This is a genomic window from Streptomyces sp. NPDC096046 (genome assembly GCF_040303285.1).
Taxonomy (GTDB): domain Bacteria; phylum Actinomycetota; class Actinomycetes; order Streptomycetales; family Streptomycetaceae; genus Streptomyces.
The window spans coordinates 136,018-159,548 of sequence record NZ_JBEOSZ010000013.1 but is presented as its reverse complement, the minus strand read 5'-3'; the positions used below and the strand labels follow the sequence as shown (position 1 = coordinate 159,548).

Sequence of the window (23,531 nt, the reverse complement as noted above, 5' to 3'; positions counted from 1 at the left end):
CGCCCGGTTACATTCCGAACCCGGAAGCTAAGCCTTACAGCGCCGATGGTACTGCAGGGGGGACCCTGTGGGAGAGTAGGACGCCGCCGAACAATTCTTGTGAAAACCCCCGCATCTTCGGATGCGGGGGTTTTCTGCGTTGAGGGCCCCTTTCAGGACGGCTGCACCAGCTTGGTGTCGTACGCCAAAATCACTGCCTGAATGCGATCGCGCGAACCCGTCTTCGCAAGGATGCGGCCCACGTGCGTCTTCACCGTCGACTCCGCCAGGTGCAGGCGTGTGGCAATCTCCGTGTTCGTCCAGCCCTGGCCGATGACCGTGAGGATTTCGCGCTCCCGGTCGGTGAGGGAGGCCAGGCGGGAATCGTTGCCTGTGACGTCCTTCGCGCCGGGGCCGGCCGGGAGATGGTGGACGTAGGCGTCCAGGAGGCGGCGGGTCAGGCTGGGGGCGACCACCGCGTCGCCCGAGGCGACCGCGCGAATGCCGGCGAGGAGTTCCTCGGGCTGCGCATCCTTCACGAGGAAGCCGGAGGCACCCGCGCGCAGGCCGGCGTAGGCGTACTCGTCCAGATCGAAGGTGGTGACGATCAGGATGCGGGTGCGATCCCCGGCGGCGGTGATGCGGCGGGTCGCCTCGATGCCGTCGAGGCCGGGCATGCGGATGTCCATGAGGACGACGTCGGGATGGAGCTCGGCCGCCATGCGGACCGCTTCGCTGCCGTTCGCCGCCTCACCCACGACCGTCATGTCGTCCTGGCTTTCCAGCAGCATGCGGGAGCCGAAGCGCTGAAGCGGCTGGTCGTCGACGATGAGGACGGTGGTCACTGCGGGGATTCCTCCGGGAGGTGTAGGCGGACGCGCCACCCCCGCTCCGGGTGGGGGCGAGGGCCGGCCTCAAGTGTGCCGCCGTACAGGGCGGTTCGCTCGCGCATTCCGGGTAGTCCGCGGCCGTCCCGGGAAGTGCCGGTGGTGTGGCTGCCGTGGCCTGTGTCGGTGATCGTGACGGTGACGGCGGCCTTCTCCTCGTACGACAGGGCTATGTCCGCGGTGGTGCCGGAGCCCGTGTGTTTCAAGGTGTTGGTGAGGGCTTCCTGGACGACCCGATAGACGGTGAGCTGGCGCCCCGGGGGGAGGGTGGGGTTGCCGTGGGTGGTGACGCTGACGGGGAGGCCTGCGGCGCGTACGCCGTCGAGGAGCCGGTCGAGATCGGTGAGACCCGGCTGGGGAGTCAGATCCGCCTGCTGTTTCTCTTCCTCGCGCAGGACGTCGAGGAGGCGGCGGAGTTCGGTGAGGGCCTGGCGGCTGGTGGTGGCGATGGCGTCGAGGGCCTGGGCGGCCCGTTCGGGCGATTTGGCGGCCGCGTACCGGCCGCCGTCGGCCAGGCCCGTGATGACGGAGAGGTTGTGGCCGATGATGTCGTGCATCTCGCGGGCGATGCGGGCCCGTTCGGCGGCGGTGGCGAGCTGGGCCTGCTGGTCGCGTTCGGTCTCCAGACGGCGGGCTCGGTCCTCCAGGGCCGCGGTGTAGTTGCGGCGGGTGCGGACCGTGACGCCGATGAGGGCGGCCACCGCGGTGGACATCAGATGCGAGCCGATCTGCTGGTCCCAGCTGCCCTCCCCGTGGCGGAGGACCGAGACGAGGACGGGGATGATCACCGCGGCCGTCGCCCACCACAGGCCGCGCAGGGGGCGGCGCAGGGCGAGATGGTAGACGAGGACCAGTTGGAGCAGGGCCGCCTGGAGGGCGGCGCCGGTCCAGGCGTCGACGAGGGCGAAGGGGACCATGACGGCCAGAGCCGCGGCGGGCCGGGTACGGCGCCACAGCAGCGGGACCGAGAGGCCGAGGCTCAGGGTGAGGAGCAGCCAGCCGGGCACGTCGAGCTGGTGGGCGTTGTGGCGCCAGCCGCCGCCGACGTAGTCGATCAAGGCGGCGGTCACCCAGAAGCCGGTGAAGTGGAGGTCCCACAGCAACGGGCGGCGTCGGTCGAAGGCGCGCACCTTGTGGACGAGGCGCTGGGCGTACTCGGTGAGGGGCTCCGGCGCCCGGTCTTCCGTCACGGGGTCCATCGTGAGGGATCCGGTGCCGGGCGTCATACGTCTCGGCGGCGCAGGACCAGCGCGGCCGACGCGAGGACCGTCGCCGTCCACAGGACCATGGCCGCCAGGGCGGCGCCCGGGGAGGCCGCTCCGGGCAGGGGGGCGGCCGTGGTGAGGGCTTCCAGGGCCTTGCCGGGGAAGTGGCGGACGGCGTCGTCGACGACGGCGTACGGGAGCATGGCCACGATCTCCGGGAGGATCATGACGAGGCCGATGAAGGCGCCGATGGCCATGGGGACCGAGCGGAGCAGGGCGCCGATGCCCAGGGCCAGGACGGCGAGGAGGGTGAGACCGGCCGCGTTGCCGGCGAGGGCGCGCAGGACGCCCGGGTCGCCGAGGGAGGCCGCCTGGTCGGTGCCGGAGAGGAAGGACTGGGCCAGGGGGAAGGTGAGGAGGTTCGTCGCCAGGGTGAGGGGGAGGGCGATCGCGGCCAGGACGGCGGCCTTGGACCAGAGGACGGGCAGGCGGCGTGGAACGGCTGTCATGGTGGCGCGGATCTGGCCCGTGGAGTACTCGCCGGCCGTGGCCAGGATGCCCAGCACCCCCAGGTTGATCTGGGCGAACTGGGTGCCGAGGAGGACGAAGACGACCGTGTCCATGCCTCCTTCGCCCGTGCCGTCGTAGGCGGCGCCGAGGCCCGTGCCCATGGCGGCGGTCAGGGCGCTCGTCACGGCGAGGGTGATCCATGTGGAGCGCAGGGTCCAGAACTTGTGCCACTCGGAGCGCAGGACGCGGGCCGGGGTCACGCGGTGGGGATGGGCCGCCGTGGTCATGCCGCTGCTCCTTGCGGGGTCGCCGGGTACTCCACCGCGTCCCGGGTGAGGTCCATGAAGGCCTCCTCCAAGGACGCGGTGGCGGGGGTCAGTTCGTAGAGGCGGATGCCGTGGGCGGCTGCCGTGGTGCCGATGTGCCGGGCGTCCGTGCCGCGGATGTGGAGGGTGCCGGGGGCGTCTGCGGTGATCTCCACGCCGGGGGCGGTGAGGAGGTCCACGAGGGCGGTGGCCTCCGGGGTGACGACCTTGGTGGTGCCGGCGCCGCAGTGGCGTACGAAGTCGGTGACGGTGGTGTCGGCGAGGAGGCGGCCGCGGCCCATGATGACGAGGTGTTCTGCGGTGAGGGCCATCTCGCTCATCAGATGGGAGGAGACGAAGACGGTGCGGCCCTCCGCGGCGAGGGACTTGAGCAGGTTGCGGATCCAGCGGACGCCTTCCGGGTCGAGGCCGTTGACGGGCTCGTCGAGGAGGAGTGTGGCCGGGTCGCCGAGGAGGGCGGCGGCGATGCCGAGCCGCTGTCCCATGCCCAGGGAGAAACCCTTGACGCGGCGGTGGGCCACGTCGGTCAGGCCCGTGAGGCCGAGGACCTGCTCGACCCGGGAGCGGGGGATGCCGTGGGTGTGGGCGAGGGCGCGCAGGTGGTGGTGGGCGGTGCGGCCGGGGTGGACCGAGCGGGCCTCCAGCAGGGCGCCGACCTCGGTGAGGGGTGCGGGGTGGTCGGCGTAGGAGCGGCCGCCCACGGTGGCGTGGCCGCGGGTGGGGGCGTCGAGGCCGAGGAGCATGCGCATGGTCGTGGACTTGCCGGCGCCGTTCGGGCCGAGGAAGCCCGTGACGGTGCCGGGGCGGACGGTGAAGGACAGGTCGGTGACGACCGTCCGGTCGCCGTAGCGTTTGGTCAGTTCGTGTGCCGTCAGCATGCTTCGATGCTCGTGGGCACGAGGGCCGCGGGCGTCGGACCGGCGGGGGTAATCGGGGTGAGGGGCGTCGTACCCGGGTACTACCGTGTCCGCATGAGCTATGTGATCCGGTCGGTCCGTGCCGGCGAGTGGCCCGCGGCGAAGGAGCTGCGGCTCGCGGCGCTGCGGGATCCGGTGGCACACCTGGCGTTCCTGGAGACGTACGAGGAGGCCGCGGCCCGGCCGGACTCGTTCTGGCGGGAGCGGACGGCCGGGGCCGCCGAGGGAGCGGACAAGGCGCAGCAGATCATCGCCGAGGGGCCGGACGGGCGGTGGGTGGGGACCCTGACCGTGCTCGTGGAGGAACCGGGGACGACCGACTGGGCCGGGTTTCCGGTGGAGCGGAAGCAGGGGCATGTGGTCGCTGTGTTCGTGCGGCCCGAGGAGCGCGGGAGCGGGCTGACCGAGGTGCTGTTCGACGCGGCGCTGGAGTGGGCGTGGGGGCGCGGCCTTGAGCGGGTGCGGCTCATCGTGCACGAGGAGAACGGGCGGGCGCAGCGGTTCTACCGGCGGGTGGGGTTCCTGCCGAGCGGGGTGACGGTGCCGCTGGGGGACGCCGGGGAACGGGAGTTGGAGTTCGTCCTCGAGCGCGGCGCTGTGGGAACGCCCTTCTCAGACCGGTAGTTCGTCGTGCGGCCAGCGGGCGCGGCCCTGTTCGCGGGACCGGAGCAGGGCCAGGGTCGGCATGCCCCGGTCCGCTCCGGTGGCCAGCAGCTCCGGGAGCTGGGGCAGCGGGGCCACGGCCGCGACGTCGTCCAGGACGAGCGTCATTGGTGGGTCGAGGCGACCGGCCGATGACCGTTCGGCCATGTGCCGGCCGCGCTCGACCACGCTCGAGACGAGGGCCGTCAGGAGGGGCATGGCGCCAGGGTTCGTCCTGGGGTCCTCGATGGATTCCCCCACCACATAAAGCGTGCCCCCTTCGTGGACGAAGGAATCCAAGGCGAGGGCATCAGTTCGGTTGGGAGTGCAGGCTTCGCGGATGTTGACCGTGGAGAGGGCCGTGAGGGCGCGGGTGGTCAACTGCTGGGCCATATCGCGTCGTTCGGGGTGTGCCGTGAGGGCGCCTTCGAGTTCACCGGCGGAACCGGCGGCGGCCTTGGGGCTGGTGCGCAGGATGCGTACGGCGTCCTGGATCTGGGTGCCCTGGGACCAGCGGTGGACGTGGCGGATGGTGCGGCCGTCGATCGCGGCGGCGTGCAGGTAGCTCCGCAGCAAAGTGGCGGCCGTGTCGCTGACCGCCTGGTCGAGTTTGGCGGTGGGGCGGACGGGGGTGAGGAGGGCGGTGGCCCTTCGCGTCGCCGTGTCCCGGTCCTCGCAGCCGGCGGTGGGGGACCAGTGGAGGCGGGACGGGGTGTCGCAGAGGTGGGTGGGGTCGTAGAGGTGGGTGGGGCCGAGCTTGGCTCTGGCGTCCTTGGTGTCCTGCCAGACGGTGGGGTTCGAGGTGACGACGAGAGCGGGGCCCTCGGCGTCGCGTACCGCCTGGGTCGCGGTCGCCTGGCGGGTCTCCCTCGGGGCCACGAGGATTCTTTCCCGTTCGCCCACCTGCTCCTGCGCGAAGAGGGACGCCGGGGTGGTGGGGATGGCCGTCGCGGGTGGGGTTGTCTGCGGGGCGGGCGTGGCCGCCGGGTGCGGGGCGCCGCCGGGCGCGGGTGTGGGTTCCAGGACGTCGGTGGGCTCGAGGGCCGCACGGCGGGGGGTGGGAACCTCGTGCGGTGTGGTCGTCGTCGGGGCGTCGTGCCGCGCCGGTGGCGGGGCGTCGTGCTGGGCCGGTCCCTGTACGTCCTGCTGCGCGGGTCCCGGGGCGTCGTGCTGTGCCGGCGGTCCCGCTGCGGACGCCGCCTTCTCCGCCCGGCGCCACGCCCGGACCGCTCGCCACCGGGCCAGCGTGCCCATCACGAACACCGTGAGGACGACCAGGATCAGCAGCTGGCCGATGAACAGGCCCCAGAACAGGCCGTAGCCGGAGAGTTCGCCGGGGGGTGTGCCGGGCCAGGCGCCCGGGATGTCGTGGGGCTCGGCGATGAGGCCGCGCATCGCCGGCGGGGTGCGGGTGAAGGTGACGCCGGACGGCCAGGAGCCGTGGGCGAACAGGGCGGCGAGACCCGTGGCCGTCCACACCAGCACGGTCATGCCGAGGAGGAACGCGAGTACGCCGACCAGCAGGCCGTCGGGGATGCCCCCCTGGGTGCCGCGCCGGGTGTGGCGGTCGTCCGGTCTCACGCGTCCTCCCCTTGCGCCTACGCCACCGTCGATTCGGAGTCGCCCAGGTGGTGTTCCACGAAGGCCGCGGCCCGTTCCTCCGCCTCGATCTCGGCGGCGCGCAGGGCGTCGTCCGCGAGGTCGGCGGAGGACTGGGTCATCGCGCGGTCGGTGAACACCAGGGGGCGTTCGGTCTCCGTGACCAGGTGTTTGACGACCTGGACATTGCCGTTGACGTCCCAGACGGCGATGCCGGGGGTGAGCGTCGGGATGATCTCCACCGCCCACCTGGGCAGCCCCAGCACCCGTCCCGTCGCCCTCGCCTCGTCGGCCTTCTGGGCGTAGATCGTCCTCGTCGACGCCATCTTCAGGATCGCCGCCGCCTCCTTGGCCGCCGCGCCGTCGACGACGTCCGAGAGGTGGTGGACGACCGCTACGAAGGACAGGCCCAGGCGGCGGCCGAACTTCAGCAGGCGCTGGAAGAGCTGGGCGACGAAGGGGCTGTTGATGATGTGCCAGGCCTCCTCGACGAGGAAGATGCGCTTCTTCCGGTCGGGGCGGATCCAGGTGTGCTCCAGCCACACGCCGACGATGGCCATGAGGATGGGCATGGCGATGGAGTTGCGGTCGATGTGGGACAGGTCGAAGACGATGAGCGGGGCGTCCAGGTCGATGCCGACCGTGGTGGGGCCGTCGAACATGCCGCGCAGGTCACCGTCGACCAGGCGGTCCAGGACCAGGGCGACGTCCAGGCCCCAGGCCCGTACGTCGTCTATGGCGACGTTCATCGCCTCGGCCGACTCGGGCTCGGGGTGGCGCAGTTGCTCGACGATGTCGGTCAGGACCGGCTGGCGGTCGACGATCGTCTCGCTGACGTAGGCGTGCGCGACCTTGAGGGCGAAGCCGGAGCGCTCGTCCAGGCCGTGGCCCATCGCGACCTCGATGATCGTCCGGAGCAGGGCCAGCTGGCCCGTGGTGGTGATCGCGGGGTCGAGCGGGTTGAGGCGGATGCCCATGTCCAGGGCCGCCATCGGGTCCAGCCGGATGGGGGTTATGCCCAGCTCCTGCGCGACGAGGTTCCACTCGCCGACGCCGTCCTCGCCCTGGGCGTCCAGGACGACGACCTGGCGGTCGCGGAAGCGGAGCTGGCGCAGGACGTACGTCTTCTCCAGCGCCGACTTGCCGTTGCCGGACTCCCCGAGGACCAGCCAGTGGGGGGCGGGCAGTTGCTGGCCGTAGAGCTGGAAGGGGTCGTAGATGTAGCCCTTTCCGGAGTACACCTCGCGGCCGATGATGACGCCGGAGTCGCCGAGGCCCGGGGCGGCGGTCGGGAGGTAGACCGCCTGGGCCTGGCCCGTGGACGTGCGCACCGGGAGCCTGGTCGTCTCCACCTTCCCGAACAGGAAGGAGGTGAAGGCGTCGGTGAGGACGGACAGCGGATCCCGCATCAGGTCCTACCTCCGAATGCCGGTGGCGAAGGGAAGGGTGTTCACGAAGGCGCGGTGGTGCTCGCGGTCGCACCACTCCAGCTTCAGGTACGACTTTCCCGCCGAGGCCCTTATCGTCCGCTTGTCGCGGGCGAGGGCGTCGGGGGAGCGCGAGGAGACGGTGATGTAGCCGACGAGGTTCACCCCGGCGGCGCCGCTGGCGAGGTCCTCGCCGCGCTGGTCGAGCCGGGAGTTCGCGGCCACGTCGCGCGGGTCGACGGTGCGGTTCATCTTGGCGGCGCGGGAGGCCTCGGCCTCGTCGTTGGTCTTCTCCGTCAGCATGCGCTCGATGGCGACCTCGGTGGGTTCGAGGTCCATCGTGACGGCGACCGTGCGGATGACGTCCGGGGTGTGCACGAGGAGCGGGGCGAGGAAGTTGACGCCGACGGGGGTCATCGGCCACTCCTTCACCCAGGCGGTGGCGTGGCACCAGGGGGCGCGGGTGGAGGACTCGCGGGTCTTGGCCTGGAGGTAGGTGGGCTCCATGGCGTCCAGCTCGGCCGGCCAGGCGTTGCGTTTCGTCATCGCCTGGATGTGGTCGATGGGGTGGTCCGGGTCGTACATGGAGTGGATCAGCGAGGACAGCCGTCCTTGGCCCAGGGGCTGCCGGACGCGGATGTCGGCCTCCTGCAGGCGCGAGCAGATGTCGGTGAGCTCGCGGGCCATGACGACGGCGAGTCCGGCGTCCCGGTCGACCTTGCCGCCGTGGGCGCGGGCGGCGCGGGCCATGGCGTTGGCCTCGGCGGCGAGATCGCGGGTGTAGTGCATGCAGGCGACGAGGTAGGCGCGGTGCTGCTCGCTGCTGGTGGACACCATCGACTGGAGCTGGTCGTAGGACTCCTGGAGCCACGGCAGGGCCTTGTCGTCGCCGCGGACGGCGACGTCCTTGGCGTGGGCGTCCGGGTCGGCCGGGAGGGTGCGGGCCAGCATCTGGATGCGGGTGACGAAGCCGTCGCCGTTGGCCACGTGCTTGAGCAGGGTGCCGAAGCGGTCGACGAGGGCCTCTTGGTCCTCGCTGTCGCGCAGGCCGACGCCCGGGCCCTCGATCTCGATGGCGGCGGTGACGGTCTTGCGGTCGGCGTGCAGGAGCACGGCGATCTCGTCGGGGCCGAAGGGGGCGGCCAGCCAGGTGATGCGGCCGATGCCGGGGGGCGGGCCGACCTCCACCTCGCGGCCGTCCAGCCGGGTGCCGGCCTCGATGACGGCGGAGCGGTAGGTGGTGCCCCGCTTGAGGGTCCGCTTGTAGCTGCGGTTGATCTCGAACCACTTGTAGAAGGTGCGGTGCTTGTAGGGCACGTACACCGCGGCCAGGGCCAGCATCGGGAACCCTGCGAGCAGCACGATGCGCAGGGACAGCACCGGGACGAGGAGCCCGCACATCATGCCGAGGAACGCGCCCACGACGATCAGGGCGATCTCGCCGGTCTCGCGGTTGCGGCCGATGATCGCGTTCGGCCGGGCGCGGCCGATCAGATACGTCCGGCGGGGCGTGACCGGATGGGACACGTGGGACTCGGTCGTCAACGCCCTTCACCTCCCGTGCGGTTGGTACTGCTGTTGCGGGTGTTGCTGGCGTGGGGAGTGTTGACGGGGCTGCTCGAACGGGGGGCGGGGGCGGCGGAGGGGACAGATCCGCCGCCGTTCGAGGTGCGCGCACTGTGCGCGGCGACTCCGCCGGAGGCGGGGTTGCTGGGGCGGGGGGCGGAGGACTGGCTGCCTCCGCCGTTGTGGTCGGCGCGGGAGCTGTGGGTCTTGATGCCCTGCGCGACCAGGGACGCCGGGGAGCTGATGACGGCCGCGGCCTTGCCCTCGGCGCCCCGCATGATGCGGTTGTTGCGGGAGCCGGCGATCTCGTCGCCGAAGCCGGGTACGAAGCGGTAGATCATCGCGCTGGCGAAGATGGCGAGCAGGATGATGGCGAGGCCGGAGACGACGGCGGAGAAGGCGTCGGGGCCGTCGTCGGCGGAGAGCGCGCCGGCGAGGCCGAGGACGATGACGATGACCGGCTTGATGAGGATGACCGCGATCATGATGCCGGCCCAGCGGCGGACGTGGCCCCACAGGTTCTTGTCGACGAGGCCGGCGTAGACGACGGTGCCGAGGAGGGCGCCGACGTAGAGCAGGGCGGCCCTGATGACGAGCTCCAGCCAGAGGACGCCGGCGGCGAGGATGCTGACCAGGGAGACGACGATCAGCATGATCGGGCCGCCGCCGATGTCCTCGCCCTTCTTGAGGGCCTCGGAGAAGGTGCCGAAGAACGCGTCGGTCTGGTCGCCGGTGGCTTTGGCGAGGACCTCGGTGATGCCGTCGGTCGCGGAGACGACGGTGTAGAGGATCAGGGGGGTGAAGGCGGAGGCCAGCACCGTGAGCCACAGGAAGCCGATGGCTTCGGACAGGGCGGTGGCGAGGGGGACGCCGCGCACCGCCCGCTTGGCGACGGCCAGGAGCCAGAGCAGGAGCGTGAGGATCGTCGACGCGGCGAAGACGACGGCGTACTGCTGGAGGAACTTGGGGTTCGTGAAGTCGACGTTGGCGGTCTCCTTCACGGCGTCGCTGAGCTTGTCGACGGTCCAGGACGCGGCGTCGGCACAGCCCTTGGCGAGGGAGGAGAGGGGGTCGAGGGTGGAGGCGGGGTCGAACCGTGAGGTCCCGCTGCCGCTACCGCTGCCGGTGTCGCCCTCGCAGATTTCTCTGGCCTCGCCCCTGAGGAGGTCGCAAGCGTTGTTGCTGGGTGAGGGGCTGGGGGTGGGCGCGGCGAATGCACGGGTGGCCAGCAGCACCGCGGCCGTCTGCACCGCTGCGACCGCGGCGCCGAGTTTGAGTACGTGATGCCTACCGGGCATAGGTGAACCCTCCGTACCCCTCGACGGCCTTGCTCATGTCCTCAGCGGTGGAGGCCCTTTGGTCGCGCCCGACCGGGACCGGGCCGTCCTTCTGGGTGAAGCCGGTGACCTTCCAGTCACCGTCGACCCACTTCAGCTGGTAGGTCGTGGTGTACCAACTCTCCGTCACGGGGTTCTTGGAGTCCTCACCCGACAGGCCGAAGAGGGATGTGTACCAGAGCGCGACCGAGGCTGTGCTGTTGTTGTAGGAGGTGACCTTGGTACCGACCGGGACGACGCGCGAGACGAAGGTCTGGCCGTCGGGCGCGGTCCCGTCCTTGGTGAGGCCGAGCTTCTCGAGGAAGCTCTCCTGTGAGTAGACCCGGTCGAACTCGGGGAGTTGGGCGGCGGCGACATCGGGTGCGTACACGGTGTTGACGATCGCGTGCCGCTTTTCGAGTTGGTACATGTCGGCCGACCCGAGGGCGACGCCGTAGTTGGTGGCTGCGGACTGGGCGCCCTGCTCTGTATGGGCGTAGCCCGTGGCGATGTCGCCGGTCTTGGACGTGACCGGCTGCTGTCCCGTGGGCGCTGTCGCCGAGCTCTCCGCCTTGTCACTGCCGGAGCCACCGGCCTCGCTGTCGCCACCCCCCCGGTTCGCGAAGGCGATCGCCGCGATCAGGAGGACCACCACGCCCACCACCGTGACCAGGCTGCGGGACGAGCCGCGGCGGCGGGGGTCGCCGAAGGCGTCGCCGGAGTCGGGCAGGCGGGTGCGGGTCTGGCCCGTGCCGGCGTAGCCGCCGGAGGACCCGTGGTCGTCACCGAGACTCATGCCGCGTACGCCCCCTCGACGTCGTGCGGAAACGCTTCGTACCGGTCGTACTTCTCATACTCCTCGTACGACGGTAGCCGCGCTGGTTCCCGCGCGGGCGCGGTGTGGTGACTCGACATCAGGGAGACGCAACCTCAGCCGGTGGGCACGACGGGCGGGTGGGATGGAGAGGGAACCGGGTGTGCCCGGCGGGCGGACGGTGCCCGGGCTATACGGCCATGCCGTACACGATGGTGAACAGTGTCCCGAGTGAGCCGATGATGAAGACGCCCGTCAGGCCCGCGATGATGAGGCCCTTGCCCTGTTCCGCGCTGAAGGTGTCCCGCAGGGCGGTGGCTCCGATGCGCTGTTTGGCGGCGCCCCAGATGGCGATGCCGAGGCAGAGCAGGATGGCCACCGCCATCACGACCTCGATCATCACCTTCGCCTCGTTGCCCAGGTTGCCGAAGGGGCCCCAGTCCGGAGCGATCCCGCCGATGATGGTGTTGATGTCTCCCTTGTCGGCCGCAAAGAGCACGTAAGTCACCGCCCCTGTTGGATAGTCCGCATCCTCTGCGGGCATGCAGAGGTCAGGCCTCATTCTCGCCGACAATGATGCTGTCGGATGTCGACTTGGCGTCATTGTTTGGCGGAATTCGTACGAACACCTTGCCACCGTTCCGTGCCGGGCCCTAGTGGGGGCGACGGGCGGTGTGCGAAGGATCGTATGGTCACTCTGTGTATCACGGCAGGTCACACCGGGCAATGAGGCCTGAGCGGAATCTGGTGTGCGGTTCCGTCGTTGTGCCCTCTTGCGGCCTTTTTCACCTTTGACGGCTGTTTCTGACGGCTGGTCGGGTGAGTGGTCGCGCCGGTGTTCCCCGGGTGAAGGCTACCTGGCAAGGGGAACGGGGCGCGGCGGGGTCGCCGTTGCCCGTTCGTTCCGCGGCGGCCCCGAGCCCCGACGGCTCCGGGTGGCGTCCCGAGGTGACGTTCCGTCACGGGCGGGGAGGTCAGCCGGTGAAGGCGCCAGGCCCTTTCTGGGCGGCCGCACCGGTCGGGCCGTCGTAGCCCGTCCGGGCGGTGCGGAGGCAGCCGGTGGCGCGGCTGCCGTTGCCGACGCTGGTGACGTCGCTCAGGGCGGTGGTGTTCGCGTAGGGGAACTTCGCCGGGTAGGAGCCGGTGGGGTACCCGCCACAGCCGCCGCTCCGGTGAAGCGCGTCCTGTCCATCGCCGTGGTCCTCGTCGCTCTCCTCACCGCGTCCACGGCGACCGCCGACGACGGGGCCGGGCCCTTCGGCGTGACCGTCACCGCGCGGGGCGCCCGGATCGGGGTCCTCGTCCCGCCGCACGGGCGGCCCGGCCGGCCGGCGGGCACTTCCGCACCGCGTCCGTGGTCGACGCACCGCACCGGAACCTGATCGTCACCGCCGCGCACTGCCTGGGCGGCGACGCGGGCTGGTCTTCGTGCCGGGCTACCGCGACGGGCGCGCGCCCTACGGGAACTGGACGGTGGTGCGGCGCTTCCTGCCGCGCGGGTGGGTCGAGGGACGGCACGAGGACAGCGACGTAGCGGTCGCCGCGCGAGGCGGTGCGGGGGTCGAGGACGTGGTCGGCGGCGGCGGGTTCGTGACGGGTACGGCCGCGGGGGCCACCGCGGTGACCGTCACCGGGTGCCCCGACACCCGCGAGACGCCCGTCCGCTGCACCGCCGAGCCGGCGGCCCACGGCCGCCGCGCCCAGCAGCGCATCGTGTGCCCCGGCTTCGGTGGGGACCAGCGGCAGCCCTTGGGTGAACGGCGACGGTCAGGTCGTCGGGGTCCTCCGCGGTCACGACCAGGGAGGCACGACCTCCGGTGTCTCCTGCACCGTGGTCCTCGGCGCGGCGGCGGAGCGGCTGTACCGGGAAGCGGCCGGAGAACCACCGTGACGCGCCGCGATCCCGTGCGCCTCCCGCCATCCGCCGTGCCCTCGCCGTGCTGCCCGTGCCGTGCCCCGTTCCTCCGTCCGCCCCCGACTCTCCTCCCCGTGATCATTCCCCGGCGTGGCGCCCGCCTCTACACTGACCCACGGACTCCTGGGCGGCGAGGGGCGGTTGACGGTGCGTAAGGCGTGGATCGTGGCGAGTGTTGCGATCAGCTCCGCCGTGGCCTTCGTGATGCTGCTCGTCGTCGGGGTCTACCTCGTCGCCGGGAACCTGGCCAGCGGCGTGGCCGGTGGGACGAAAGCGTTGGCCAAGGGGTCGGTGCCCGCCGCGTACGCGGCCACCGTGCAGAAGTGGGGCAACCTCTGCCCCGCCATCAGCCCGGCCCTGCTCGCCGCCCAGCTCTACCAGGAGAGCGGCTTCAATCCGAGGGCCCAGAGCCACGCCGCCGCGCAGGGCATAGCGCAGTTCATCCCCGGCACCTGGGCCAGTCACGGCATCGACGGTGACGGCGACGGCGACCGCGACGTGTGGGACCCGGCGGACGCGATTCCCTCCGCCGCCTCCTACGACTGCGAACTCGCCTCCTACGTGAAGAAGGTTGGCGGGAATCCGACCGAGAACATGCTGGCCGCCTACAACGCGGGGGCCTACGCGGTGATCAAGTACGGCGGTGTGCCGCCGTACAGCGAGACCCGGAACTACGTGAAGCGGATCACGGCCCTGTCGGAGAGCTTCGCCGCGCCCGCGGGGCGGGTCGACCCCTCCGAGCAGGCCGCCGGCGCGATCGAGTACGCGCAGAAGAAGCTCGGCACCCTCTACCTCTGGGGCGGCACCGGTACCGCTGAGCAGGGCGGACGCTTCGACTGCTCGGGACTGACCCAGGCCGCCTACGCGCGCGTGGGCATCAAGCTGCCGCGCGTCGCCAACGACCAGTACAACGCCGGTCCGCACCCCTCGCGGGACGAACTGCTCCCCGGCGACCTCGTGTTCTTCTCGGACGACCTCACCAATTCCCGCGCCATCCGGCATGTCGGCATTTACGTCGGAGGTGGGTACATGATCGACGCGCCCCGGACCGGCGCCGTCATCCGATTCGACCCGATCGACACGCCTGACTACTTCGGAGCCACCCGTGTCACCGAAGATGGCGCGAAAGCACTGCCCACCACGGTGTGAACCGTGTGTTAACCAACCCCCTGAGCTGCGAAGACGTGTCTCTCTTCGATAACGTCTGCGTGATCATTCGGTGGAGTGTGGAACGTATCGGCGGGGACCATGCGTTCCTGTTGACGTAGCCGAGCAGACGTTCATCGGCACGTGTCCCGCACACGTGCGGCGGAAGCGGATCTACAACCACGGGGGTGGCGGGAGCGGCGCACGCACAGTGCGCCGGGAGAGACGACGAAGGGGCCGCAGCACCATGGCTGGACTCGCCGATTCCGGGTCGAACCCCGACGTCGACCTGCTGTACGACATCAATGGCCTGGCCAAGGACGCGCCGCCGTGGTTCGACCGCGTCATGGAGTTCGTCGGTGAGTACGGGCTGCTGCTCGCCATCGTCCTGCTCGTGCTGGGGTGCTGGTGGACCGTCAGGCGGCGCGGGGACGAGGACGCCGCGTCCACCGTCGCGGCGCTGGTCTGGGCGCCGCTGGCGGCGGGCATCGCCGTACTGGTGAACGTGCCGATACGGGGATTCGTGGAGCGGCCCCGCCCGTTCCTCGACCACCAGGGCCTCGAGGTGCTCGTCAAGGGCAAGACCGACTACTCGTTCGTCAGCGACCACGCGACGATCGTCATGGCGCTGGCGGTCGGCCTGTTCGTCGCCAACCGCAGGTTCGGGCTGGCCGGGCTGGTGCTCGCGCTGTTCGGCGGGTTCATCCGCGTCTACATGGGCGTGCACTATCCGACGGACGTCGTCGGCGGGTTCGCGCTGGGGACGGCTGTGGCGCTGCTGCTGTCGCCGCTTGCCATGGCCCTGCTGACGCCCGTGGTGCGGGCCGTCGAGCGGTCGCCCCGGGCGGGGTGGCTGGTGCGCGCCAGAGGGCGGGCCGGCGGAGAGGACACCGTGATTCCCGAGGCTCACAGTGAGCGAGCCTCGGAGAGGGACCTCGCCGCCTGACGCGGAGGCGCGAGCGGCTCACAGCGCCTGGGGAAAGGTGAAGAAGCGGTCGGGGTCGTACCGGTTCTTCAGTGTGGTCAGGCGGGTCGCCGCGTCTCCGTAGTACGCCTTGCGCCAGTCCCTCAGGGTCGGGTCGGTGTAGTTCTGGTAGGCCGCGCCCGAGGCGTGGGGCCGCATGGCCTGGTGGGCGGAGGCCAGCCAGGCGCGGGCCGTCGCACCGCCCGTCCCGGCTCGCCAGGCGGCGATGTACTGGGCCAGCATCCGCGAACGCCGGTGGACGAAGGCCGTGGACGTGGGGGAGACGCGGTTGACCGCTCCGCCGAGGGCGGTCAGCGCGATGCTGCCCGTGCCGCCGCGCACCGAGCCGATCTGCGACAGCAGGGCGCGGATGCCGGCCGTGGACAGCGAGCGGTCGAAGAAGTCCGAGGCGGCGGCGTACGTCTCGCGGCCGAGCGCGCCCTTCGGGGAGCGGCCCGGGGTGGAGCCGGGCAGATGGCACTGCGCGTCCGTCGGGAACGAGGAGCAGCCCGCGTACACCTCCATCGACTCCTCGTACGAGCGGCGCTTCAGGGAGACGCTGCGGGCCGGGGCGCCGACGCGGTCGGCCAGGCGGTCGACGGCGTTCTTCAGCTCGCCGTGGGTGCCGAGGGAGAAGGCCGCGACCGAGACGGTCGGGGTGCCGCCCGCGGCATTGGCGAGGTGGAGCGACGACCAGATCTCGTCGGGCTGTGACGGCCCCCACTCCTGCCAGGCCTTCACCACCGCCGCCGCCTTCGGCCAGGGCCAGGACAGGTACGCCGAGACGCCCTGCGGCGCCGGATGCGTTCGGAAGCGCAGCTCCGTGACGACACCGAAGTTGCCGTTGCCGGCGCCGCGCAGGGCCCAGAAGAGGTCCTTGTTCTCGCGGGAGTCGGCGGTGAGCCGTGTGCCGTCGGCGGTGATCAGGGTGGCCTGGGTGAGGCTGTCGCAGGTCAGGCCGTAGGCGCGGGAGACCACGCCGTGGCCGCCGCCGAGGGTGAGGCCGGAGACGCCGACGGTGGGGCAGGAGCCGGCGGGGATCGTGACGCCCTTCGCGGCGAGGGCCCGGTAGACGTCGATGAGTTTGGCGCCGGCGCCGACCACGGCGGTGGTGCCGGAGGCCCGGACGCGGTTGAGCTTCGAGACGTCGATGATCAGACGGCCGTCGCCGGAGGACCATCCGGCGTAGGAGTGGCCGCCGTTGCGGATCGCCACCCGCAGGGCGTGGGCGCGGGCGTAGGCCAGGGCCGTGCGGATGTCGTCCGGATGGGACACGTACGCGACCGCGGCGGGCTTCAGGCTGTCGAAGCGGGTGTTGTAGAGCTGCCTGGCCGCGGGCCAGTCGGCGTCGCCGGGGCGGATCAGGGGGCCGTCGAGGTCCCGCGCCAGGGCGGCCCAGTTCGCGGCGGTGGACCGTGAGGTGGTGGCGGTGCGCACGGCGTCGGTGGCGGTGGCCGTGGCCCCGGAGCGGGTGCCCGACGGGGTGCAGGCGGTGGTGAAGGGGGTCGCGGCCATGGCGATGGCCGCCGTGCCGGCGGTGAGGATCGTGCGCCGTTCCATGAGGCCTCCCGGTGGTTCCGTCCTGGGAGACGGGGTGATGGGGGGTGCGGGTTCCATGGTCCGGGCGCCTGCCCGCGGCGGCGTCCACCGCGGGCGTCAACCCGTCGCGTGCTTCTCCGCGTCCGTGCGCGCCTGGCTTCTCGCTCTTCTCGCCGGGCCGCGCCACCCGCAGATGCAGTGAGCCACGCAGAAATGACCCTTCTCCATGGTCGTCGTGCGGTGTTCGGGGAGGTTGGGGGGAGGTTCCAGCCCGTCCTGCTGCGCCACGACGGCAACGTTACCCATCACAGGTGAACGGTGGGTGCGGCGGTCGGGGCGGACTGGCGTGACGGGGGCACACACCCGTCGTTAACCGGAACAACGAGGGGGCCCGTGACGGACGTACCGGCTGGGGGTAGGCAGGCGATGACTGGGCGGCAGCGGGAACGGCGGCACAGGCGGACGGGTGCGGCGTTCGTCGCGGCCGGGGTCCTGGCCGGGGCGGGGCTGGGCACCGCGGGGTGCGCGGGCGGCGACGCGGTCGCCGGGGACTCCCGGGGCGGGGACGCGGTCGTCGCGCTGCGGCAGGCCGCCGACCGGCTCACCGACGCGGGGAGCTCCAAGGCCCGTACGTCGATGGAGATGGCCGCCGGCGGGACGCGGGTCACCATCCGGGGCGCGGGGGTGTACGACTACCGCGAGCGGAGGGGGCGGCTCAAGGTGCTGCTGCCGCAGGATCCCGCGGGGGCCGCCGAGCGCCGGCCGATCACCGAGCTGCTCGCACCGGGCGCGCTGTTCATGAAGAACCGGGGCGCCGGAGTGCCCGCGGACAAATGGGTGCGGGTGGACACGCGGACCCTGTCCGACGGCAACCTCGTCACCGGCGGGGCCACCGATCCGTTCACGGCGGCCGAGGTGCTGCTCGGGACGCGGACGGCGACGTATGTGGGCCGGACGGAGGTCGCGGGGACCGGGGTGCGGCACTACCGGGGGACGGCGGACCTCTCCGACGCGGCCCGGCGTGCGTCCAAGGGGAACAAGGGGTCCCTGAAAGCGGCGGCCAAGGGGTTCGCCACCGCGGACGTGCCCTTCGACGCCTACCTCGACGACGAGGGGCGCATCCGCAAGGTCAGGCACCGGTTCAGCTTCCTCAACGGGCAGCAGAAGAGCCCCGTGGCCGTCGCCTCCACCACCCTGCTCTACGATTTCGGGGCCTCGGTGCGCGTACGGTTGCCGCACGCGGACGACATCTACGCGGGCGAGATCGCCGAGGAGTGACCGGCGTGAACTAGCCCGTCCGTGCCATGCGCGGTGTGTAGGCCGCTCCCTACTCTAGGAAGCCGGTGACGGCAGAGACGAGGTGACGCACGTGGCTCCGGTCGGCGGTACGGCAGTTCAGGACCACGTGGCCCTCGCCGAGATCGAGCTGTGCGGGGAGCTGATCATCGCGGCCTCGGCGGCCCAGGAGCGGCTCAGCCTGGAGAGCATCGACGAGGTGCTGAAGGTGGCCGAGGAGCGGGAGTCCGCACGGCGCTGAATCCGGGCGTCTCGCGAGCCCGGGCCCGGGTCAGGTCCGCAGCATGCGGGCGATCGCCTGGGTCGCCTCCTTCACCTTGGCGTCGATCTCGTCACCGCCCTTGAGGGCGGCGTCGGCGACGCAGTGCCGCAGATGCTCCTCCAGCAGTTGCAGGGCGAAGGACTGCAGGGCCTTGGTGGAGGCGGAGACCTGCGTGAGTATGTCGATGCAGTAGACGTCCTCGTCGACCATGCGCTGCAGGCCGCGGATCTGGCCCTCGATACGGCGCAGGCGCTTGAGGTGCTCGTCCTTCTGCTGGTGGTACCCGTGCACACCGTGGTCGTGATCGGGCGTCGCGTCCGCACCGGCGGTGCCGGGGGTGACTCGAGCGACATCTGTGGTGTCGGTCACGTCCGTCATCGCTTCCTCCTGGTGGGCAGGGAGCCGACATATACCCCTGGTAGGTATATGGTACCGAACTTTGCTGGGTATACGGCCCTGGAACCGCCCCCGTGCTCACCACGGTGCCCCATGGGCGACACTGGTGGGCGGCCGATAGCCGTGGCCGGATGTTGCGCCTAGCATCTGCCTGACCGAAACCGAAGCACCCCGAGGACCCCACGTGCGCTTTCGTCTGACCCCCAGGGAGACGAGCTTCTACGACATGTTCGCCGCCTCCGCGGACAACATCGTCACGGGCTCGAAGCTCCTCATGGAACTGCTCGGGGCGGACACACCCGCCCGGGCCGAGATCGCAGAGCGTATGCGGGCAGCGGAACACGCAGGTGACGATGCCACGCACGCGATCTTCCACCAGCTGAACTCCTCGTTCATCACGCCGTTCGACCGCGAGGACATCTACACCCTCGCCTCGTCCCTCGACGACATCATGGACTTCATGGAGGAGGCCGTCGACCTGGTCGTCCTCTACAACGTCGAGGAACTGCCCAAGGGCGTCGAGCAGCAGATCGAGGTCCTGGCGCGCGCCGCCGAGCTGACCGCCGAAGCGATGCCGCACCTGCGCACCATGGAGAACCTCACCGAGTACTGGATCGAGGTCAACCGGCTGGAGAACCAGGCCGACCAGATCCACCGCAAGCTCCTGGCGCACCTCTTCAACGGCAAGTACGACGCGATGGACGTCCTCAAGCTGAAGCAGATCGTGGACGTGCTGGAGGAAGCGGCGGACGCCTTCGAGCACGTGGCGAACACGGTGGAGACCATCGCCGTCAAGGAGTCCTGAACCTTTCATGGACAACCTTGCTCTGGTCGTGACCATCGGGGTCGCGCTCTTCTTCACGTACACCAACGGCTTCCACGACTCGGCGAACGCGATCGCCACGTCCGTCTCGACCCGTGCGCTGACGCCGAGGGCCGCGCTGGCCATGGCCGCGGTGATGAACCTCGCCGGTGCGTTCATGGGCTCCGGTGTCGCCAAGACGGTCAGTGAGGGCCTGATCCAGACACCGACGGGGTCGAAGGGGATGGGGATCCTCTTCGCCGCGCTGGTGGGCGCGATCGTCTGGAACCTCATCACCTGGTACTTCGGGCTGCCCTCGTCCTCCTCGCACGCGCTGTTCGGCGGGATGGTCGGTGCCGCGCTGGCCGGCGGGACGACGGTCTACTGGCAGGGGGTGCTGGAGAAGGTCGTCCTCCCCATGTTCATCTCCCCGGTGGTCGGTCTGCTGGCCGGCTATCTGGTGATGACCGCCATCATGTGGCTCTTCCGGAACGCCAACCCGCACAAGACCAAGAGGGGTTTCCGGATAGCGCAGACCGTCTCGGCGGCCGGCATGGCGCTCGGGCACGGTCTGCAGGACGCGCAGAAGACCATGGGCATCGTGGTGATGGCGCTCGTCATCGCCGATGTCGAGGACTACGGCGATCCGATTCCCGTGTGGGTCAAGGTCGCCTGTGCGGTGATGCTGTCGCTGGGAACGTACGCCGGTGGATGGCGGATCATGCGGACCCTGGGGCGGAAGATCATCGAGCTGGACCCGCCGCAGGGCTTCGCGGCGGAGGCGACGGGCGCGACGATCATGTTCACCTCGGCGTTCCTGTTCAGGGCGCCGATCTCCACGACCCATGTGATCACCTCCGCGATCATGGGCGTCGGGGCCACGAAGCGGGTGAACGCCGTGCGCTGGGGCGTCGCCAAGAACATCATCCTGGGGTGGTTCATCACGATGCCGGCGGCCGCACTGGTGGCCGCGGCGTCCTACGGGATCGTGCAGCTGGTCTTCCTGTAACCGGCCGGTACCGCCGCGGACGCGAAAAGGCCCGCCCCCGGGAGCCGGGGGCGGGCCCTTTTCGGCCTCGCGGTGGCACCGCCATGCAGCACCGCGAGGAGACTCGGCGGGCCGGATCAGCCGAAGCGGCCGGAGATGTAGTCCTCCGTCGCCTGGATCGACGGGTTGGAGAAGATGCGCTCCGTGTCGTCGATCTCGATGAGCTTGCCGGGCTGGCCGACCGCCGACAGGTTGAAGAACGCGGTGCGGTCGGAGACGCGCGCCGCCTGCTGCATGTTGTGCGTCACGATGACGATCGTGAAGCGCTCCTTCAGCTCGCCGATCAGGTCCTCGATCGCCAGGGTGGAGATCGGGTCCAGGGCCGAGCAGGGCTCGTCCATGAGCAGGACGTTCGGCTCCACCGCGATCGCCCGCGCGATGCACAGGCGCTGCTGCTGGCCGCCCGACAGGCCCGAGCCGGGCTTGTTCAGGCGGTCCTTGACCTCGTTCCAGAGGTTCGCGCCCTTGAGGGACCGCTCGACGATGTCCGACAGCTCGTTCTTCTTGTAGTTGCCGTTCAGCCGCAGGCCCGCCGCCACGTTGTCGAAGATCGACATCGTGGGGAACGGGTTCGGCCGCTGGAACACCATGCCGACCTCACGGCGCACGGACACCGGGTCGATGCCCGATCCGTAGAGGTCCTCGTCGTCGAGGAGCACCTTGCCCTCGACCCGGCCGCCCGAGGTGACCTCGTGCATCCGGTTCAGCGTGCGCAGGAACGTCGACTTGCCGCAGCCGGACGGGCCGATGAACGCCGTCACCGAGCGCGGCTCGACGGTCATCGAGATGTCCTCGATCGCCTTGTGGGAGCCGTAGTAGGCGGTCAGTCCGCTTACGTCGATTCGCTTGGCCATGACTACTTCACTTCCAGACTCAGTCAGTCGCTGTATGGCCGCTTCAGCGACCGGTCTTCGGGGCCTTCCAGCGGGCGATGCCGCGGGCCGCCAGGTTCAGGACCATGATGAACGCGATGAGCGTCAGCGCCGCCGCCCAGGCCCGGTCGTAGGCCGCGCCGGAGCCACCGCTGTTGGCGTACTGCAGGTAGATGTACATCGGCAGCGAGGCCTGCGGGTCCTTGAAGGGGTTGGCGTTGATGAAGTTCGTACCCCAGACCAGCAGCAGCACGGGAGCGGTCTCCCCGGTGATGCGCGCGATCGCGAGCATCACGCCGGTGGTGATGCCGCCCAGGGACGTCGGAATGACGACCTTCAGGATGGTGCGCCACTTCGGCACGCCCAGCGCCAGCGACGCCTCGCGCAGCTCGTTGGGGACGAGCTTGAGCATCTCCTCCGTGGAGCGGACGACCACCGGGATCATCAGGATGCACAGGGCCAGCGAACCGGCGAAGCCGGTGGGACCGAGGTCGAGCATCAGGACGATGCTGAGGATGAACAGACCCGCGACGATCGACGGGATGCCCGTCATGACGTCGACGAAGAAGGTGACGGCCTGCGCGAGCCTGCCGCGCCCGTACTCGACGAGGTAGACCGCGGTCAGCACGCCCACCGGCACGGAGATCAGGGTGGCGATGCCCACCTGCTCCAGCGTGCCGAGGATGGCGTGGTAGATACCGCCGCCGGGCTCGCTGTCGGCGACCACACCCATGGAGTGGGTGAGGAAGTACAGGTCGAAGACCTTGACACCGCGCTTCACGGTCTCCCAGATCAGGGAGATCAGCGGGATGACGGCGAGGAGGAACGCGACCCACACCAAGCTGGTCGCCGTCCGGTCCTTGGCCTGCCGCTTGCCCTCGACGCGCGCGGAGATGGCGTACGACCCGAGGACGAACAGGCCTGCGGCGATCAAAGCCCACTGGATGTCGCTGTGCAGCCCGGCCGCTGCGCTGACGCCGAGACCGAGGGCGATCGAGCCGGCGGCCACCGCCCAGGCGAACCACTTGGGCAGGGTCGCGCCGCGCAGGGCGCTCGGCTGCTTGCCGGAGAGGGTTGCGTTGCTCATGCGTTGGCCCCCGAGTACTCCTTGCGGCGGGCGATGATCAGGCGGGCCGCGCCGTTGACCAGCAGGGTGATGACGAAGAGCACGAGACCGGACGCGATCAGCGCGTCCCGGCCCAGCTCGGTGGCCTCGTTGAACTTGCTGGCGATGTTCTGGGCGAAGGTGCCACCGCCCGGGTTGAGCAGGCTGGTGGTGATGTCGAAGGTCGGCGAGAGCACCATGGCGACGGCCATGGTCTCGCCGAGCGCGCGGCCGAGGCCGAGCATCGAGGCGGAGATGACGCCGGAGCGGCCGAAGGGCAGGACGGACATGCGGATGACCTCCCAGCGCGTCGCGCCGAGGGCGAGGGCCGCCTCTTCGATCATCTGCGGGGCCTGGCGGAAGACCTCGCGGCTCACGTTGGTGATGATCGGGAGGATCATGATCGCGAGCACGATGCCGACGGTGAACAGCGAGCGGGCGGCGCCGCCGTTCCACTGGAAGAGGCCGGTCCAGCCGAGGTAGTCGTCCAGCCAGCCGTAGAGCCCGTCCAGGTGCGGCACGAGCACGAGGGCGCCCCACAGCCCGTAGACGATGGACGGCACCGCGGCGAGCAGGTCGATCACGTACGCGATGGGGCCGCCGAGCTTGCGCGGGGCGTAGTGCGTGATGAACAGGGCGATGCCGACCGCGATCGGCACGGCGATGACCATGGCGATGATCGACGAGACGATGGTGCCGAAGGCCAGGACCGCGATGCCGAAGACCGGCGGCGTGCCGCTGGGGCTCCACTCGAAGGTGGTGAAGAAGTTGGCCTCGTCCTTGCTGATCGCGAGGGCGGCGCGATAGGTCAGGAAGGCCGCGATGGCGGCCATGATCACCAGCACGAGGATGCCGGACCCGCGGGAGAGGCCGAGGAAGATCCGGTCTCCGGGACGGGTGGCGCCGCGCGCGGCGCGCTTCTGCTCGGCCTCGGACGGCTTGGGTGGTGCGCTGGGATTCTGTGTCGTTATGTCCATCGGGTTCTCCGGTCTGCGGAG

General features: G+C 70.6%; 23 protein-coding genes, 1 rRNA gene and 1 pseudogene. 9 read left to right on the top strand and 16 right to left on the bottom strand.

Annotation, left to right across the window (positions count from 1 at the left end; translation table 11 throughout):
* A 5S ribosomal RNA gene (rrf, locus tag ABTX62_RS14810) occupies nucleotides 1-92 on the top strand; the annotation flags it as partial.
* Nucleotides 93-152: 60 nt separating this feature from the next.
* Here the strand turns inward: rrf and ABTX62_RS14805 are convergent.
* Genes ABTX62_RS14805 through ABTX62_RS14790 form a run of 4 tightly spaced genes read right to left on the bottom strand, consistent with a single transcriptional unit; the run spans nucleotide 153 to nucleotide 3,785 of the window.
* Nucleotides 153-824 carry a response regulator gene (locus ABTX62_RS14805; protein ID WP_352116516.1) on the bottom strand — a complete coding sequence of 224 codons (672 nt, stop codon included), beginning with the start codon at nucleotides 822-824 and terminating at the stop codon, nucleotides 153-155.
* Entirely contained in the window at nucleotides 821-2,065 is a 1,245-nt protein-coding gene (locus tag ABTX62_RS14800) for a sensor histidine kinase (protein WP_352116515.1), read from the bottom strand. The genes ABTX62_RS14805 and ABTX62_RS14800 overlap by 4 nt, the downstream gene beginning before the upstream one ends.
* Nucleotides 2,066-2,088: 23 nt before the next feature.
* Nucleotides 2,089-2,868 carry an ABC-2 transporter permease gene (locus tag ABTX62_RS14795; protein ID WP_352116514.1) on the bottom strand — a complete coding sequence of 260 codons (780 nt, stop codon included), beginning with the start codon at nucleotides 2,866-2,868 and terminating at the stop codon, nucleotides 2,089-2,091.
* On the bottom strand, nucleotides 2,865-3,785 hold the full coding sequence (locus ABTX62_RS14790) for an ABC transporter ATP-binding protein (protein WP_352116513.1): 921 nt from the start codon (nucleotides 3,783-3,785) through the stop codon (nucleotides 2,865-2,867). Before ABTX62_RS14790 ends, ABTX62_RS14795 begins: the two co-directional genes overlap by 4 nt.
* A 93-nt stretch (nucleotides 3,786-3,878) precedes the next feature.
* On the opposite strand from ABTX62_RS14790, the gene ABTX62_RS14785 reads away from it, so the two are divergent.
* Nucleotides 3,879-4,448, top strand: coding sequence for a GNAT family N-acetyltransferase (locus ABTX62_RS14785; RefSeq protein WP_352116512.1), 570 nt, complete (start codon nucleotides 3,879-3,881; stop codon nucleotides 4,446-4,448).
* Here ABTX62_RS14785 and ABTX62_RS14780 read toward each other — a convergent pair.
* The 6 genes from ABTX62_RS14780 to ABTX62_RS14755 all read right to left on the bottom strand — a co-directional run bounded on the left by ABTX62_RS14780 (nucleotide 4,437) and on the right by ABTX62_RS14755 (nucleotide 11,687).
* Nucleotides 4,437-6,047, bottom strand: a complete 1,611-nt coding sequence (locus ABTX62_RS14780; RefSeq protein WP_352116511.1) for a type IV secretory system conjugative DNA transfer family protein — start codon at nucleotides 6,045-6,047, stop codon at nucleotides 4,437-4,439. The two genes, ABTX62_RS14785 and ABTX62_RS14780, sit on opposite strands and share 12 nt — an antisense overlap.
* A gap of 17 nt (nucleotides 6,048-6,064) precedes the next feature.
* Nucleotides 6,065-7,474 (bottom strand): ATP-binding protein, encoded by a 1,410-nt coding sequence (locus ABTX62_RS14775; protein ID WP_352116510.1) that lies wholly within the window; start codon nucleotides 7,472-7,474, stop codon nucleotides 6,065-6,067.
* 6 nt (nucleotides 7,475-7,480) lie between these two features.
* Nucleotides 7,481-9,037 (bottom strand): SCO6880 family protein, encoded by a 1,557-nt coding sequence (locus ABTX62_RS14770; protein ID WP_352116509.1) that lies wholly within the window; start codon nucleotides 9,035-9,037, stop codon nucleotides 7,481-7,483.
* Nucleotides 9,034-10,356: a hypothetical protein gene (locus tag ABTX62_RS14765; RefSeq protein ID WP_352116508.1), complete on the bottom strand. Its 1,323-nt coding sequence runs from the start codon at nucleotides 10,354-10,356 to the stop codon at nucleotides 9,034-9,036. The genes ABTX62_RS14770 and ABTX62_RS14765 overlap by 4 nt, the downstream gene beginning before the upstream one ends.
* Nucleotides 10,346-11,170 carry a DUF8175 domain-containg protein gene (locus ABTX62_RS14760; protein ID WP_352116507.1) on the bottom strand — a complete coding sequence of 275 codons (825 nt, stop codon included), beginning with the start codon at nucleotides 11,168-11,170 and terminating at the stop codon, nucleotides 10,346-10,348. Before ABTX62_RS14760 ends, ABTX62_RS14765 begins: the two co-directional genes overlap by 11 nt.
* 208 nt (nucleotides 11,171-11,378) lie before the next feature.
* The gene (locus tag ABTX62_RS14755) at nucleotides 11,379-11,687 is read right to left on the bottom strand and encodes a DUF8827 family protein (RefSeq protein ID WP_102913377.1); all 309 of its coding nucleotides are present in this window, start codon (nucleotides 11,685-11,687) and stop codon (nucleotides 11,379-11,381) included.
* Nucleotides 11,688-12,360: 673 nt separating this feature from the next.
* On the opposite strand from ABTX62_RS14755, the pseudogene ABTX62_RS14750 reads away from it, so the two are divergent.
* The 3 genes and pseudogenes from ABTX62_RS14750 to ABTX62_RS14740 all read left to right on the top strand — a co-directional run bounded on the left by ABTX62_RS14750 (nucleotide 12,361) and on the right by ABTX62_RS14740 (nucleotide 15,195).
* Nucleotides 12,361-13,079: pseudogene (locus ABTX62_RS14750) on the top strand (trypsin-like serine peptidase).
* A 228-nt stretch (nucleotides 13,080-13,307) separates the two neighbouring features.
* On the top strand, nucleotides 13,308-14,252 hold the full coding sequence (locus ABTX62_RS14745; RefSeq protein WP_502997950.1) for an NlpC/P60 family protein: 945 nt from the start codon (nucleotides 13,308-13,310) through the stop codon (nucleotides 14,250-14,252).
* Nucleotides 14,253-14,496: 244 nt separating this feature from the next.
* A complete protein-coding gene (locus ABTX62_RS14740) occupies nucleotides 14,497-15,195 on the top strand; it encodes a phosphatase PAP2 family protein (protein WP_352116506.1) in 699 nt (232 codons plus the stop codon).
* 18 nt (nucleotides 15,196-15,213) lie between these two features.
* Here ABTX62_RS14740 and ABTX62_RS14735 read toward each other — a convergent pair whose 3' ends face one another.
* Together ABTX62_RS14735 and ABTX62_RS37905 are read right to left on the bottom strand one after the other, a co-directional pair.
* Nucleotides 15,214-16,773, bottom strand: a complete 1,560-nt coding sequence (locus ABTX62_RS14735) for an FAD-binding oxidoreductase (protein WP_352116505.1) — start codon at nucleotides 16,771-16,773, stop codon at nucleotides 15,214-15,216.
* A 96-nt stretch (nucleotides 16,774-16,869) separates the two neighbouring features.
* Complete coding sequence (locus tag ABTX62_RS37905) at nucleotides 16,870-17,058, bottom strand: hypothetical protein (RefSeq protein ID WP_502997949.1); 189 nt, start codon at nucleotides 17,056-17,058, stop codon at nucleotides 16,870-16,872.
* Between the two features lie 120 nt (nucleotides 17,059-17,178).
* On the opposite strand from ABTX62_RS37905, the gene ABTX62_RS14730 reads away from it, so the two are divergent.
* Nucleotides 17,179-18,030, top strand: a complete 852-nt coding sequence (locus tag ABTX62_RS14730; RefSeq protein WP_352116504.1) for an SCO4651 family lipoprotein — start codon at nucleotides 17,179-17,181, stop codon at nucleotides 18,028-18,030.
* A 91-nt stretch (nucleotides 18,031-18,121) separates the two neighbouring features.
* On the top strand, nucleotides 18,122-18,289 hold the full coding sequence (locus ABTX62_RS14725; protein ID WP_283973499.1) for a hypothetical protein: 168 nt from the start codon (nucleotides 18,122-18,124) through the stop codon (nucleotides 18,287-18,289).
* 30 nt (nucleotides 18,290-18,319) lie between these two features.
* Here ABTX62_RS14725 and ABTX62_RS14720 read toward each other — a convergent pair whose 3' ends face one another.
* Complete coding sequence (locus ABTX62_RS14720; protein ID WP_352116503.1) at nucleotides 18,320-18,688, bottom strand: metal-sensitive transcriptional regulator; 369 nt, start codon at nucleotides 18,686-18,688, stop codon at nucleotides 18,320-18,322.
* A gap of 202 nt (nucleotides 18,689-18,890) precedes the next feature.
* Between ABTX62_RS14720 and ABTX62_RS14715 the strand changes: the two genes are divergently transcribed.
* Both ABTX62_RS14715 and ABTX62_RS14710 read left to right on the top strand, forming a co-directional pair.
* Nucleotides 18,891-19,511 (top strand): DUF47 domain-containing protein, encoded by a 621-nt coding sequence (locus ABTX62_RS14715; RefSeq protein ID WP_283973399.1) that lies wholly within the window; start codon nucleotides 18,891-18,893, stop codon nucleotides 19,509-19,511.
* A gap of 7 nt (nucleotides 19,512-19,518) precedes the next feature.
* Nucleotides 19,519-20,517, top strand: coding sequence for an inorganic phosphate transporter (locus ABTX62_RS14710; RefSeq protein WP_352116502.1), 999 nt, complete (start codon nucleotides 19,519-19,521; stop codon nucleotides 20,515-20,517).
* Between the two features lie 116 nt (nucleotides 20,518-20,633).
* On the opposite strand, the gene pstB is transcribed toward ABTX62_RS14710, so the two are convergent.
* From pstB to pstC, 3 genes are read right to left on the bottom strand one after another with little or no spacing between them, the layout of a single operon-like run.
* Nucleotides 20,634-21,410, bottom strand: coding sequence for a phosphate ABC transporter ATP-binding protein PstB (gene pstB / locus ABTX62_RS14705; RefSeq protein ID WP_150481732.1), 777 nt, complete (start codon nucleotides 21,408-21,410; stop codon nucleotides 20,634-20,636).
* A 43-nt stretch (nucleotides 21,411-21,453) separates the two neighbouring features.
* A complete protein-coding gene (pstA, locus tag ABTX62_RS14700; RefSeq protein ID WP_352116501.1) occupies nucleotides 21,454-22,515 on the bottom strand; it encodes a phosphate ABC transporter permease PstA in 1,062 nt (353 codons plus the stop codon).
* On the bottom strand, nucleotides 22,512-23,510 hold the full coding sequence (pstC, locus tag ABTX62_RS14695; RefSeq protein ID WP_352116500.1) for a phosphate ABC transporter permease subunit PstC: 999 nt from the start codon (nucleotides 23,508-23,510) through the stop codon (nucleotides 22,512-22,514). Before pstC ends, pstA begins: the two co-directional genes overlap by 4 nt.
* Nucleotides 23,511-23,531: the final 21 nt, after the last annotated feature.

Coding starts and splice junctions, on each gene's coding strand:
- ABTX62_RS14785 (WP_352116512.1), top strand. CDS start 3,879: ATGAGCTATGTGATCCGGTCGGTCCGTGCCGGCGAGTGGCCCGCGGCG.
- ABTX62_RS14795 (WP_352116514.1), bottom strand. CDS start 2,868: ATGACCACGGCGGCCCATCCCCACCGCGTGACCCCGGCCCGCGTCCTG.
- ABTX62_RS14765 (WP_352116508.1), bottom strand. CDS start 10,356: ATGCCCGGTAGGCATCACGTACTCAAACTCGGCGCCGCGGTCGCAGCG.
- ABTX62_RS14760 (WP_352116507.1), bottom strand. CDS start 11,170: ATGAGTCTCGGTGACGACCACGGGTCCTCCGGCGGCTACGCCGGCACG.
- ABTX62_RS37905 (WP_502997949.1), bottom strand. CDS start 17,058: ATGGGTAACGTTGCCGTCGTGGCGCAGCAGGACGGGCTGGAACCTCCC.
- ABTX62_RS14720 (WP_352116503.1), bottom strand. CDS start 18,688: ATGACGGACGTGACCGACACCACAGATGTCGCTCGAGTCACCCCCGGC.
- pstB (WP_150481732.1), bottom strand. CDS start 21,410: ATGGCCAAGCGAATCGACGTAAGCGGACTGACCGCCTACTACGGCTCC.
- pstC (WP_352116500.1), bottom strand. CDS start 23,510: ATGGACATAACGACACAGAATCCCAGCGCACCACCCAAGCCGTCCGAG.
- ABTX62_RS14735 (WP_352116505.1), bottom strand. CDS start 16,773: ATGGAACGGCGCACGATCCTCACCGCCGGCACGGCGGCCATCGCCATG.
- ABTX62_RS14775 (WP_352116510.1), bottom strand. CDS start 7,474: ATGCGGGATCCGCTGTCCGTCCTCACCGACGCCTTCACCTCCTTCCTG.
- ABTX62_RS14710 (WP_352116502.1), top strand. CDS start 19,519: ATGGACAACCTTGCTCTGGTCGTGACCATCGGGGTCGCGCTCTTCTTC.
- ABTX62_RS14745 (WP_502997950.1), top strand. CDS start 13,308: ATGCTGCTCGTCGTCGGGGTCTACCTCGTCGCCGGGAACCTGGCCAGC.
- ABTX62_RS14730 (WP_352116504.1), top strand. CDS start 17,179: ATGACTGGGCGGCAGCGGGAACGGCGGCACAGGCGGACGGGTGCGGCG.
- ABTX62_RS14740 (WP_352116506.1), top strand. CDS start 14,497: ATGGCTGGACTCGCCGATTCCGGGTCGAACCCCGACGTCGACCTGCTG.
- ABTX62_RS14800 (WP_352116515.1), bottom strand. CDS start 2,065: ATGGACCCCGTGACGGAAGACCGGGCGCCGGAGCCCCTCACCGAGTAC.
- ABTX62_RS14790 (WP_352116513.1), bottom strand. CDS start 3,785: ATGCTGACGGCACACGAACTGACCAAACGCTACGGCGACCGGACGGTC.
- pstA (WP_352116501.1), bottom strand. CDS start 22,515: ATGAGCAACGCAACCCTCTCCGGCAAGCAGCCGAGCGCCCTGCGCGGC.